This is a genomic window from Psychrobacter maritimus, assembly GCF_904846345.1.
In the GTDB taxonomy this organism is placed as follows: Bacteria; Pseudomonadota; Gammaproteobacteria; order Pseudomonadales; family Moraxellaceae; genus Psychrobacter; species Psychrobacter maritimus.
The window spans coordinates 1-13,405 of record NZ_CAJHAJ010000004.1 but is presented as its reverse complement, the minus strand read 5'-3'; the positions used below and the strand labels follow the sequence as shown (position 1 = coordinate 13,405).

The 13,405-nt window shown below is 45.4% G+C and carries 10 protein-coding genes and 2 riboswitches; of the genes, 6 read left to right on the top strand and 4 right to left on the bottom strand.

All coding sequences use genetic code 11. The annotated features are described in order from the left end of the window. Window positions 1-67: 67 nt before the first annotated feature. Together JMX50_RS06635 and JMX50_RS06630 are read left to right on the top strand one after the other, a co-directional pair. Window positions 68-1,870 carry an FMN-binding glutamate synthase family protein gene (locus JMX50_RS06635; RefSeq protein WP_201628939.1) on the top strand — a complete coding sequence of 601 codons (1,803 nt, stop codon included), beginning with the start codon at window positions 68-70 and terminating at the stop codon, window positions 1,868-1,870. 83 nt (window positions 1,871-1,953) lie between these two features. Then, window positions 1,954-2,796, top strand: coding sequence for a phosphodiester glycosidase family protein (locus JMX50_RS06630; protein ID WP_201628938.1), 843 nt, complete (start codon window positions 1,954-1,956; stop codon window positions 2,794-2,796). 125 nt (window positions 2,797-2,921) lie between these two features. Here JMX50_RS06630 and JMX50_RS06625 read toward each other — a convergent pair whose 3' ends face one another. From JMX50_RS06625 to JMX50_RS06610, 4 genes are all read right to left on the bottom strand, one after another. Further along, window positions 2,922-4,145 carry a vWA domain-containing protein gene (locus JMX50_RS06625; protein ID WP_201628937.1) on the bottom strand — a complete coding sequence of 408 codons (1,224 nt, stop codon included), beginning with the start codon at window positions 4,143-4,145 and terminating at the stop codon, window positions 2,922-2,924. A gap of 81 nt (window positions 4,146-4,226) precedes the next feature. Beyond that, a complete protein-coding gene (locus JMX50_RS06620) occupies window positions 4,227-5,093 on the bottom strand; it encodes an AAA family ATPase (protein ID WP_201628936.1) in 867 nt (288 codons plus the stop codon). A 267-nt stretch (window positions 5,094-5,360) separates the two neighbouring features. Beyond that, window positions 5,361-6,032 carry a hypothetical protein gene (locus JMX50_RS06615; RefSeq protein WP_201628935.1) on the bottom strand — a complete coding sequence of 224 codons (672 nt, stop codon included), beginning with the start codon at window positions 6,030-6,032 and terminating at the stop codon, window positions 5,361-5,363. Window positions 6,033-6,383: 351 nt separating this feature from the next. Then, the gene (locus JMX50_RS06610) at window positions 6,384-6,704 is read right to left on the bottom strand and encodes a YcgL domain-containing protein (protein ID WP_201565121.1); all 321 of its coding nucleotides are present in this window, start codon (window positions 6,702-6,704) and stop codon (window positions 6,384-6,386) included. Window positions 6,705-7,043: 339 nt separating this feature from the next. Continuing rightward, a riboswitch (glycine riboswitch) is annotated at window positions 7,044-7,179 on the top strand. A gap of 54 nt (window positions 7,180-7,233) precedes the next feature. Further along, window positions 7,234-7,385: riboswitch (glycine riboswitch) on the top strand. Between the two features lie 168 nt (window positions 7,386-7,553). Between JMX50_RS06610 and gcvT the strand changes: the two genes are divergently transcribed. The 4 genes from gcvT to gcvP all read left to right on the top strand — a co-directional run bounded on the left by gcvT (window position 7,554) and on the right by gcvP (window position 13,220). After that, window positions 7,554-8,756, top strand: a complete 1,203-nt coding sequence (gene gcvT / locus JMX50_RS06605; RefSeq protein ID WP_201628934.1) for a glycine cleavage system aminomethyltransferase GcvT — start codon at window positions 7,554-7,556, stop codon at window positions 8,754-8,756. A 69-nt stretch (window positions 8,757-8,825) separates the two neighbouring features. Next, a complete protein-coding gene (gene gcvH, locus JMX50_RS06600) occupies window positions 8,826-9,206 on the top strand; it encodes a glycine cleavage system protein GcvH (protein WP_144297111.1) in 381 nt (126 codons plus the stop codon). Between the two features lie 274 nt (window positions 9,207-9,480). Then, complete coding sequence (locus JMX50_RS06595) at window positions 9,481-10,239, top strand: nitroreductase family protein (RefSeq protein ID WP_201628933.1); 759 nt, start codon at window positions 9,481-9,483, stop codon at window positions 10,237-10,239. Window positions 10,240-10,322: 83 nt separating this feature from the next. Beyond that, complete coding sequence (gcvP, locus tag JMX50_RS06590) at window positions 10,323-13,220, top strand: aminomethyl-transferring glycine dehydrogenase (protein ID WP_201628932.1); 2,898 nt, start codon at window positions 10,323-10,325, stop codon at window positions 13,218-13,220. Window positions 13,221-13,405: the final 185 nt, after the last annotated feature.

Genomic DNA, 13,405 nt, shown 5'->3' with positions numbered 1-13,405 from the left:
GCGGCAAAGTTACGAAATAACTTTCTGCCGCATTTTTAATTCCAATGTTTTACTGTTGAGTATCGTTATGCCCCAATCTCGTACCAATTTGAATCCAGAACCAAAAACCAGTTCTCCTTATTTAGTCGGCGTATTTTTGCGCTATAGTACCTTTGCTGCCGCGGTCTTGCTGTTTTTAGCCGGACTGTTACTGACGAATTGGTGGCTAATCATTCTTGGCGGCTTCGGTGTGTGCTTGGGGATTTACGATATCACACAGTTAAAGCACGCTATTTTGAGAAACTATCCGGTTGCAGGCCACATCCGCTACGTGCTCGAAGACTTCCGCCCTGAAATTCGCCAATATTTATTGGAAAACGATAAAGAACAAGTGCCGTTTTCACGCCAGCAGCGCGCATTGGTTTATCAACGCGCCAAAAACGTCAGTGACACCAACGCTTTTGGTACGCTAGACAATTTATACGCCCATGATAAAGAGTGGTTTTTACAATCCGCCGTCAGCCAACCGTTAGAAAACAAAGATTTTCGCATCGTGGTCGGTGGCGATCGTTGTAAGCAGCCGCATGATATGTCGGTATTTAATATCTCGGCAATGAGCTTTGGTAGTTTATCTGCCAATGCCATTATGGCGCTCAACCAAGGCGCGAAGATGGGCGGCTTTACCCATGACACCGGCGAAGGTGCGATTAGCCCTTATCACCGTAAATTTGGTGGTGATTTGATTTGGGAGCTGGGCACCGGTTATTTTGGTTGCCGTGATGCTCAGGGTAATTTTGATCCCCAGTCGTTTGCGGAAAAAGCCGTTGACCCACAAGTAAAAATGATTGAGATTAAACTCTCACAAGGTGCCAAACCCGGTCAAGGCGGTGTGTTACCCGCCGAAAAAATCACCCAAGAAATCGCTGATACCCGTGAAGTACCAACCGGTCAAGATTGCGTGTCGCCCTCTTCGCATAGCGCTTTTAGCACGCCGCGCGAGTTGGTTGGTTTTTGGCAGCAGCTACGTGACTTATCAGGCGGCAAACCTGTCGGCTTTAAGCTATGCGTAGGTCAGCCTTGGCAGTTTATGGCGATTGTTAAAGCCATGATTGAGACGAACAACTATCCTGATTTTATCGTGATCGATGGCGCAGAGGGCGGCACAGGTGCAGCGCCCGTTGAATTTATGGACAACGTCGGTATGCCAATGGTTGAAGGGTTTTTATTGGTACATAATACCTTGGTTGGCGCTGGTATCCGTGACAAGATTAAGCTTGGCGTCAGTGGCAAAATCGTCTCAGGTTTTGATATTGCGCGCATGATTGCGCTTGGCGCTGATTGGTGTAACTCAGCGCGCGGCTTTATGTTTGCCGTTGGTTGTATTCAATCACGCTCGTGTCATACCAACACTTGCCCGACGGGGGTTGCCACTCAAGACCCATACCGCCAAAAAGCCCTCGATGTGCCAAGTAAAGCTGAGCGCGTGGCAAGTTTCCATAAAAATACGCTGAAATCACTGGCCAGCATCGTTGGCGCGGTTGGCCTCCAGCATCCAAGCCAATTACAGCCTTATCATATTGCGCGCCGTTTAGATAACGGACAAATTAAACTATTATCGAAGTTCTTTTACTTTGCTGACCAAGGCGCATTACTTGCGCAAAACGCTCGCGCCGACGTCTTTAACCAAATGTGGGTCATGGCAAATCCTGATAGCTTCCTTGCCAATAACGATGCGCTGATTGCTTATAATAAAGACTCGCGCGATAGAGGCAAAGAAACCAGCGCGCCGACCACGAAACACCCAGATGATTCAGTAGACATCATCGATGGTGGCATGTTAATTGGCAACGTCAATAATACTTTTCGCGACTTACCCCATACAGATGACTAAGCGAAGCAGCAAATAAGCGACAAAATATGGTAGAAGCATTACAATAGATAACTTCTGTCCACCTACCACAAGGCAAGTCATTGATGCCAACCTCCCTTTTTACTTCATCCCAAACTCTTTTGACGGCAGCGCTGATTGCATTAAGCATCAGCGCCTGTCAACCGACAGACCACACAAATGATAGCAGCGCTGATAATAGCAAAAAGCATTGGTCATGCCAGTCGCAAAACGTGCCCTTTACTTATAGCGCTTGTCGTATCGACGCGCAGACGCTATCAGACCCTCGCTATTCTTTACAGCTGTTTTGGCAACAAGCAAATAACAGTGCTAATAACACCCAGCCGCTGCTGACTTTTGATACTTTGTTAGCGACATTACCGTCTGAGCAAACGCTGAATTTTGCCATGAACGCCGGTATGTATAATGAAAATTATGCGCCGATTGGCTACACCGTCATCGAAGGTAAAGAGCTGCGCGCGTTAAATATTAAAGAAGGCGGCGGTAACTTTCACTTATTGCCCAATGGCGTTATGTGGTGGGATAAGTCTGGTAAGGTGCAAATTACTGAAAGCAATGCTTTAGATAAGCAGCTCAAAAGTGGTACAGCACAGCCTTGGTATGCCACGCAATCAGGTCCCATGCTGGTCATCACTAATGAGATTCATCCGCAGTTCAACCCTGACAGTACCTCGATTAAGCTGCGTAATGGTGCCGGTGTTTGCAGTGACGGCAGCCTACAATTTGTTCATAGCGAAGAGCCTGTGAGCTTTTATCAATTTGCCACCCTGTTTAAGGATGATTTAAACTGTCCAAATGCATTATTTTTAGATGGCGGCATTGCTTCGGCATTGTATGCACCGACTATCGATAAGCATGATAAAAAAGAGATGGGCGTTATGATTGGGCTGATAGAAACAAAAAACTAGAAAAGAAAAGGTATAAACTAAAAATAGAAAGAAAAAATAGCCGCTATATTTTACAACGGCTACTTTTATGCGTGTTTCAATAAAAAATAAAGCAAAGGATTCTTATCGTTATCTATAGTTAGCCGTTAGCGCGCCAGATAGTTGGTCATGTCTTCCACACCATGTAAAGTCATGGGATACATTTTATTGTCGAATAGTTTTTTAATCTCGACGATGGTTTGGGTATATTGCCAGTACGCGGGGTTTTCAGGATTAAGCCAAGCGACTTTATCAAAATGCGCCAGCACCCGCTTAAGCCAAACGATGCCCGCCTCATTATTCATATACTCAACACTACCGCCAACTGTCATCAGCTCATAGGGCGACATCGATGCATCACCGACGAAGATAACGCGATATTCTCGGCCGTATTTATTCAGCAGCTCAAAGGTAGGCATCGGCGCACTATGGCGACGATTATTATCCTTCCAAACATAATCATATAAACAGTTATGAAAGTAAAAAAACTCTAAGGTTTTAAATTCATTCTTCGCTGCAGAAAACAGTTTTTCTAATGCTTCCACATGGATATCCATACTGCCTCCGACATCAAACAGCATAAGTACCTTGACGCGGTTACGGCGCTCAGCTTGCATATGAATATCGAGCATGCCTTTTTTGGCGGTGCGCTTGATGGTCTCATGAATGTCTAGCTCATCCGCGCTTCCTGTACGCGCAAACTGGCGCAAATTACGCAGTGCCATTTGAATTTGGCGCGTACCAAGCTGATTATCATCATCAAGGTTGCGGTATTTTCGCTGCTCCCAAACTTTGGCAGCGCTACGTTTGCGTGATTCACCGCCGACGCGCACCCCTTCTGGATGGTCGCCATAGGCACCAAATGGTGATGTCCCACCTGTGCCGACCCATTTACTGCCGCCTTGATGACGCTCTTTTTGCTCTTTCAGACGCTCTTCAAGCGCTTTCATCAACTCCTCTAGCGAGCCGTATTTTTTTAGCAAGCGCCGCTGCTCTTCGGTCAGATTTTTTGGGTCGAGCTTTAAATCGAGCCATTCTTTTGGGACGTCCGTCAACTTGGCCAACAGCTCGTCCATATCAAGGCTATCGACCCCTTCAAAATAGTCTGCCATGGCGCGGTCAAACTTATCAAAGTGACGCTCGTCTTTAACCATACAGAGTCGAATCAGCCGATACATACCCTCGCGACTGGCAAAGGTAGATAGCTCTGGATTCTCAGGATGCGGCTGCATCATCAGCCCTTGATCTAACGCAGCGTTTAGGTCAAGCAGCTCACGGGTACTGACGGGTACGCCGTAAGTACGTAAGGTATAGAACAATTTGATAAACATAAGAGTCGCATCACTTATTGGCTGATATAGTTACGAGTGAAGCCGTTTCATTGGCTTTAATCATGACAAATGGTCTGTTGCTTAGCGACGCATCATATTGGCAAAACGCTGTAATAAGTTCACATCGGCTTCATTCTTAAGCAGTGCACCATATAATGGCGGGATAGACTTTTCGCCGCGCAAGTTTTCTTCCAGCTCTTCTTGTGCCATATCATCGGCCAATAATAACGTTAACCAATCAACCAACTCTGACGTCGATGGTGGCTTTTTAAGCCCTTGAACATTACGTAGCTTATAAAAGATATCTAATGCATCATTGACCAGCTTTTCTTGAATATCAGGGAAATGCACTTCAATGATTTGACGCATGGTTGCTTCTTCTGGGAAGTCGATATAATGAAAGAAACAACGACGCAAAAACGCATCTGGCAGCTCTTTTTCATTGTTTGAGGTGATAATAACCACCGGACGCTGCTCGGCGGTGATGGTCTCGCCTGTCTCATAAACATAAAATGACATCTTATCCAGCTCATGAAGCAAGTCATTGGGGAACTCGATATCAGCTTTATCAATCTCATCAATTAATAACACACTGCGCTCTTTACTGGTAAAGGCATCCCACAATTTACCCGGCTTGATATAGTTGCCAATCTCATAAACCTTATCATCACCCATTTGTGAATCACGCAAGCGCGATACCGCATCATACTCGTACAGCCCTTGCTCAGCTTTGGTGGTTGATTTGATATGCCATGTAATCAGCGGCATACCCAAACTCTCTGCTACTTCTTCAGCCAGTAACGTCTTACCAGTGCCCGGCTCGCCTTTAATAAGCAGCGGTTTTTGCAAAGTCATCGCCGCATTGACTGCCAATTGCAAATCATCGGTGGCTATATAGCTTTCTGTACCGGTAAAGGTTTTCTTGGTTTTATCGGTCGTGTTTGTCATAAACTAAGTCTCAGTTATTGTTATACATTAAAGGGATTAGGGGGCAATTGGTGAATAAGAAATAATGAATTAGACTAGCACAGCTGCCTTAATTGCCAAAATACTCATGCGTTCGCAGTTGCTAACAAATAATACTGATATCGTTTTAATAGTCATTAATTACTTATATCCTCAATCGGCAAAAAATACTTTTACATAAAAATGCTTTTACATAAAAAAAGACACGCATGGTGTCTTCTATCTTAATTAATGAAGCTTAATTCTACTTTAAAGCTTATCAGATTTATCACTATCCGCTTGCTTTAATGGCTTATTGTCTTTTTTTAAACTGACTTCAGCTGCAGGCTTATTTATTTCCGTCTTAGCCATTTCGGGTTTAGTTATTTCAGGCTTAGCCATTAATGCTGAATCAGCAGACGGCTCTGCTAAACCAGCATTGTCTGCCAAGTAATTACCACTGGTTAGCTGCATCGTCGCTTGCGTATCTTCTGCCGTTCGGCTACGGGCTTTATCTAAGCTTGACTCAAACGCGCCGCGAATCAGTTGCCAAACAAAACCCACAAACAAGCCGACGACCAATACCACCAATATTGGCAACATATTAGCAATCGCACCAGCTGTGTCTTTCATCATAATGGCGTAGACAACGCTAATACTGGCCGGTGCAATCACGCTAGGGTCGCCAAGCGCTGTACCGGGAGCTAGTAAGACAGCAAAGAGCATCATCCAGCTCATACCGCCAAGTGGACGCGGCAAAACCCGAGCAACCAGTAGCCAAAGTATCAAGACGATAATGACACCGCCCAAATACGCATACATGGGTAAGTCTGCGGCTGGAACGTCTTTTACCAGCTGCCCCCACCAAATCGCAATCTCGCCGAGAATGTCACTGATGGCTTCCAATGGTAAGCTGTGTAAGATACTTTTAAACCAGTCCATACGTGTTTGGTTACCTGCATTTATCACCGGCGACACGTTATGTGTCTAGCGGTATAGGGTACGTTCTGTCGTACTAAAAATGGGGCCGACTACATCATCGACATCTGTACTGAATAGGCTGCTAGTTTATCACGACTTCTAAATAAAGTGCATGCTGACCACTGTTTGGTAACGTTTTTTATCAATTGGTCGCATCGCCAGTTGAGTTGTTATTAGCACCGATTATGACTGGCTACCACTTGGCCACTGACCTATATTTACCTTCAGTTGCCGTTAGTTGCTTTATAAAATAAGACACATTGAAAATAAGATTGCCATACAACTTAAAAGCAGCACTTTAAAATAAGTGCACTAGTCGTAGATATTGTCTTGTGCTTCACGGGCGCGCAACTCGGCTTGGCGGCGCATGACATCTTGCGGCGGCATTTGTACAAAATAGCCTTGTGATTGTAATTTCGCCAATACTTCTTCTTTATCAACCCGCGCAAGCGTTGCCGTAGTTGCCAAATCTAGATGCATAACAAACTGACTGCGCCCTAAGCCTGCACGGAAGTCTTTCGGTAATACGCCAAGCCAGTCTTTAATCTCGTCGGTATCGTTAGGATAATCAGGACGAGCAATATAGACGTACATATCATTGTGTTTGGGAAATTTGTAAATATCGCAATGCATAAAGGGCACCTATTGAGCACGAAAGGTTAAAAACCATCAATTAAAACAGTTATCAAATGACTGGTATTAAATAGCCTGTATTAAATAGCTTAGATGAAATGAATGAGGAATAATGGTTGCTAGCCTAGCATAATTTGCCCGACTTTCAATAGTGGCTTTGCGTAGCAGGCTTTAACGAGATGGCTTTTGATTGCCTTATGTTGCTTTGTACAGGCGCAAAAAATTGGCTTTTTTAGCGGTTTATTTGCCTAAATATCTCTAAAAAAGCGCATTTTGGTTAAATTATTCACTTTAATCCATGCGGTGGCTTGTAAAAAAACCATTAACCTTTCATAATAAAAGCGTTTTTCAGGAGAGAGTCTTGGGCACGATGTCAGATGCACTTATTTAATGAGTTGCGTTGATAGTTGTAACAAGACCACCGAAGGCGCATATACCCTGCCAATCGCTCAGGTAAAAGGACTGAAAAACACATGCCACGACTGTTTCGCTGTCTACCGTCAATCGCGTAGCACACCCAAACACAAGGCATAACAAATCTGGAGAGCGGTAAGGACGGACGACGCCTTACCCACCGAAGGGGAGAAAATGCGACATCATTGCTATTTTTTTGCAAATAGATGCTTAAAAAAAATGATGGTTCGTGTTGAAAATCTCAGGTTACAGGACAGATAGGGCTTTTGCTTAAACCGACGTTCAGCGTTAGTTTGGCTTACTGCTTTATATTTTTTTTCTGTGCTACCCTTGGTTGCAATGCTTGCACCCTGCAATATTGCTTCTCGCTACTATGATACTGCACATCGCTCATTACTCTACCGAGTACGACTGATGTACACATAAGGATTTGTTATGACCGACACTCAAAACGCCAATTCTCAAAACGCCAGCTCTCAAAGCACAAGTACTTCAGCTCCTAAACGCACGCCTCTTTACCAGTCTCACGTTGATAGTGATGGCAAACTGGTGGATTTTTCTGGTTGGGAATTGCCAATCCATTATGGTTCACAAATCGAAGAGCACGAAGCCGTGCGTACCGATGCCGGTATGTTTGATGTCTCACATATGGTCGTCGCTGATGTTAAAGGCGCTGACGCTAAAGCATGGCTCCAAAAGCTGCTTGCCAATGATGTTGATAAATTAAAAACCGTCGGTAAGGCGCTATATTCTGGCATGCTCAATGAGCAAGGCGGTATCATCGATGACTTAATCGTTTACCTGATGAATGAAGACGCTACCGAATACCGTATCGTCTCAAACGCTGCTACTCGCGATAAAGACATGGTACAGTTTGAAAAAGTCGCTAAAGGCTTTGACATTACCATCACCGAGCGTCCAGAGCTTGCGATGATTGCCGTACAAGGACCAAATGCGGTTGAAAAACTGGCGCAAGTTAAACCGAGCTGGGCAGATACCTTGTCGGGACTTAAGCCTTTCGTTGGTGCTGATTTAACAGACATCGAAGGCACAGATTGGTTCGTTGCTCGTACCGGCTACACGGGTGAAGATGGCGTCGAAGTGATTATGCATGGCGATGATGCTCCAGCGTTCTTTGAGCAATTAAAAGCCAATGGCGTTAAACCTGCTGGCCTTGGCGCGCGTGATACCTTGCGTATGGAAGCGGGCATGAACCTTTATGGTCATGATATGAATGAAGAAACCAGCCCTTATGAGTGCAACATGGGCTGGACGCTGGCGCTAAAAGACGAGCGTGACTTTATCGGTCGTGAAGCCTTAGTAAGTAAGCGTCAGCAAGCAAAAGACGACAACACCGCCATGAAACAAGTCGGCTTACTATTGACGACGCGCGGCGTATTGCGTGAAGGCATGACAGTCACCATCAATCAAGGCACGGACAATGAGCAAACTGGTCTCATTACCAGTGGCACCTTCTCCCCTAGCCTAAAAAATTCGATTGCCATTGCCCGTGTCCCTGCCAGCTTATCCGATGACGATAGCGTTCAGGTCGATTTGCGCGGCAAAGGTAAGTTTGTCGATGTACGCGTCCTTAAGCTACCGTTTGTCCGTAATGGCAAGCAGCAGTTTGACTCGTAGTCATTATAAATTCTATTATTAGCTTCCACTATTTTTGTTAACCATCCTCTATCACTTAGGAGAGAGACCATGAGCAATATCCCAGCAGAACTAAAATACATCGCCAGCCACGAGTGGCTACGCCTAGAAGACGACGGTACTATCACTGTTGGTATCACTGACCATGCTCAAGACCTATTGGGTGACGTGGTGTTTGTTGAATTGCCAGACGTGGGTGACATCATCGCCGTTGATGACGAAATCTCAGTCGTAGAGTCAGTAAAAGCGGCCTCTGACGTTTACGCGCCTCTCTCAGGTGAAGTCGTTGCCATCAACGAAGCATTAGAAGATGATCCAGAAATCATCAACTCTGACCCATACGGTGAAGGTTGGTTCTTTAGAATGAAGCCTGACAACATCGCTGACTACGAAGCGCTGCTAACTGCTGATGAGTACGAAAACGAGCTGTAATATCAGCTTTGCTTCCTTGCTGAAAAGCGCTATTTGACTGAAATGAAATATCGCTATTTGCAATCTTAAAAATGTAGCTTTAAAAATGTAACTTGCTATGACAGATATTGGCGTCAGCTGATATCTGTACGCCTTTTTTAACCTATTTATCGCTCAATTGACTACTGCCAATCGCTATTCGATTACTCGTATTAACCACTTGTCAGACACTATTGAAAAGTTGCACTCAATACTGACCTAAGTTGATCATTCAATCCCCAGTATGGATTCTAATATGACCTTTAGCACTGACCTTAAAGACAATACTGCGACGCCTACTCATACCCCGCAGCTGCAAGCGTTTCGCGAAGTGGTTGAATCACGTCGTTCCGTTCGTCGCTTTACCGACACAAAGATACCTGATGACGTGTTAGCAGACTGTCTGCGTTTGGCCATGCTCGCGCCGAACTCAAGCAATCTACAGCCGTGGGAATTTTATGTGATTGACGATGCTGACAATCGCAAACGCGCGGTAAAAAATTGCATGAATCAAAATGCGGCAAAAACCGCCGCACGCTTGATTGCAATCGTTGCGCGTACCGATATCTGGCAGGATCACGCTCAGCAGATATTGCGCGAATACCCTGATACACCCGTACCAAAAAAAGTCAAAGACTACTACACCAAAGTCGTGGCTATGGACTTTTTACGCGGACCAGTTAACGTAATATCAGCGGCAAAATGGAGTGCGACTCAAGTATTTAGACGCGTAAAAGGTCCGATTAAGTCCCCTTACTATACCTTTGAAGACACCAAAAACTGGGCCACCAACAATACCGCCCTTGCCGCTGAAAACCTCATGCTTGCCCTACGCGCGCACGGTTTTGATAGCTGTCCGATGGGCGGCTTTGATGAGCCTGCTATGAAACGCCTATTAAACTTAAGCAACGACCAGCATATCATTATGATGATTGGTGCTGGTGAGCGCGCTGATAATGGCGTTTACAACACCCAGTTCCGCTTTGACCAAGAGCAGTTTGTCCATTACGTCTAAAACTGTAAGCCGTCATTAGTTATTATTACTAGTTATTAGTTATTTTAGCCATCCCTTTATTACTCCCTTAACCAAGGACTCTCATGACTATTTCTCAAAACCCAACGCTTGATACCTTTAAAGGTTTATTCAACGAAGCTGAATTTGTCTATCGTCATCTAGGCTCAAATGAGACCAAGCAAGCTGACCTGCTCAGCGCAGTTGGCTATAAAGACATGGCGAGCTTCATCAACGATACCGTGCCTGAGCCTGTGCGCTTGCATAAAGAGCTAGATTTGCCTGTGGCGATGAGTGAGCATGCCGCGCTTGCTAAATTACGTACCATGGCAGACGACATCACGGTTAATAAGAGCTATATCGGTCAAGGTTACTCGCCTGTGCGCATGCCAGCGGTTATTCAGCGTAATGTGCTTGAAAATCCAGGTTGGTACACCGCTTATACCCCTTATCAAGCTGAAATCGCCCAAGGTCGCCTAGAAGCATTGCTAAACTTCCAGCAAGTTTGTATTGATTTGACTGGTTTAGAGATGGCTGGCGCGTCATTACTTGACGAAGCAACTGCTGCGGCAGAAGCGATGGCCATGTCAAAGCGTGTGAGCAAAAGCAAATCAAATCAGTTTTTTGTTGATGACCGTATCTATCCACAAACCTTAGATGTCATCAATACTCGTGCCAAGTATTTCGGCTGGGAAGTGGTGGTTGGTGATTTTGAAACCGCCAAATCAGGCGATTATTTTGGTGCTATTTTCCAATACGTCGGTGTTGAGGGCGATGTAAAAGACTTAACCGACGTTATCGCAGCGGTGAAGAAAAACAAAACCTACGTGAGTGTCGTCAGTGACATCATGAGCTTGGTGCTATTAAAATCACCAGCCGATATGGGCGCAGACGTCGCATTGGGTAGCACCCAGCGTTTTGGTATTCCAATGGGCTTTGGTGGTCCACACGCCGCCTACTTTGCCTTCTCTGATAAAGCCAAACGCTCAGCACCTGGTCGTATCATCGGTGTCTCAAAAGATTCACAAGGCAATACTGCATTGCGTATGGCATTACAAACCCGCGAGCAGCATATCCGCCGCGAAAAAGCCAACTCAAACATCTGTACCTCACAAGTATTGCTTGCTAATCTAGCGGGTATGTATGCGGTGTATCATGGTCCAGGTGGCGTCAAGCGTATCGCGACTCGTATCCATGCCTTTGCGACTGCCTTTGCGAATGTTATTAAACAAGCTAACGATAGCAATTTAAATGTGGTACATGAGCAGTTCTTCGATACGGTTGTTATTGATTGTGGTTCAGAGAAGCTGGCGACGCAGATTTTTGAAAATGCGGACAATGTTGGCTATAACTTATGGCGTTTGGGCGACAGTAAGCTTGGCGTTGCGTTCAGTGAAATCAGCGATGCGCAGGACTTTAACGTCTTAACTCAGCTATTTGTCAATAAATCACACGATTTACCTGAAGCGGCTAGCGTATCACTTGATAGCGCCCACTTGCGTACTGACGATATCTTGACCCATCCAGTCTTTAACACGCATCATACCGAACATGAAATGCTGCGCTACTTAAAATCGCTTGAAGACAAAGATTTGGCGATGAACCGTAGCATGATTTCACTTGGTAGCTGTACCATGAAATTGAACGCGACCAGTGAGATGCTGCCGATTACGTGGCCTGAATTTGCCAATGTGCATCCATTTGCACCACGCGATCAAGTCACCGGCTACATTGCGATGATTGATAGCTTGCAAGAGCAACTGAAAGCCATCACAGGTTTTGATGAAGTGTCTATGCAGCCAAACTCTGGCGCTTCAGGTGAATATGCTGGTCTCTTAGCAATCCGTCGTTACCATGAGTCATTGGGCGAGACGGATCGTGATGTTTGCTTGATTCCAATGTCAGCGCACGGTACCAACCCTGCTACCGCCATGATGATGGGTATGAAAGTAGTCGTGGTCAAAACCGATGACAACGGTAACGTAGACATCGATGACTTGACCGCTAAATGTGAAGAACACAGCGCCAATCTAGGTGCCTTGATGATTACTTATCCATCGACGCACGGTGTGTTTGAAGAAGGCATTCGTCATATTTGTGATTTGATTCATAAACATGGCGGTCAGGTCTATATGGATGGCGCCAACATGAATGCGCAAGTCGGCATGATGCAGCCTGCTGATGTTGGAGCAGACGTACTGCATATGAACTTGCATAAAACCTTCTGTATCCCACATGGCGGCGGCGGTCCAGGCATGGGCCCTATCGGAATGAAAGCACACTTAGCACCATTTATGGCCAACCATACGTTGAGCCCTGTGCATAATGCGCAAAATGATTACTCAGCGGTATCGGCAGCACCTTATGGTTCAGCAAGTATCTTACCTATCTCATGGATGTATATTGCCATGATGGGCCGTGATGGTCTGCTAAAAGCAACTGAGCTTGCGCTATTAAATGCCAACTATGTTGCCAGCCAGCTGAAAGACCACTACCCTGTTCTTTATACCGGCAAAAACGGCCGCGTCGCTCACGAATGTATCATCGATATTCGTCCGTTGAAGGAAGAAACTGGCATCAGTGAAAGCGATATTGCTAAGCGCTTGATGGATTATGGTTTCCACTCACCAACGATGAGTTTCCCAGTAGCGGGCACCTTGATGATTGAGCCCACTGAGTCTGAGTCTAAAGAAGAGTTAGATCGTTTTATCAGTGCGCTACAATCTATCAAAGCCGAAGCGATGAAAGCCAAAGCTGGCGACGATGGTTGGACGTTAGAGGACAACCCGTTGGTCAATGCACCGCATACCGCGGCGATGATTACCAGCAGCGAATGGTCGCATCCGTACAGCCGTGATACGGCTGCCTTCCCGCTGCCTTACATTCGTGCCCATAAATTCTGGCCGAGTGTGGCACGCGTTGATGATGCTTATGGTGATAAGAACCTTATGTGCTCTTGCCCAAGTATCGAAAACTATATGTAGTTTTCAAACAACTATAGAAAGTTAATATAAAAACAAACCTCCAAGTCAGTAGCTGATTTGAACTGAACCCCATAAGTTGGACACAACTTATGGGGTATTTTTATGCATTACGACCTAGACTTTAAGATAAAAGTCATCGCATACTATCGGCAAGGACATACCGGACTTGCCACAAGTGAGAAGTT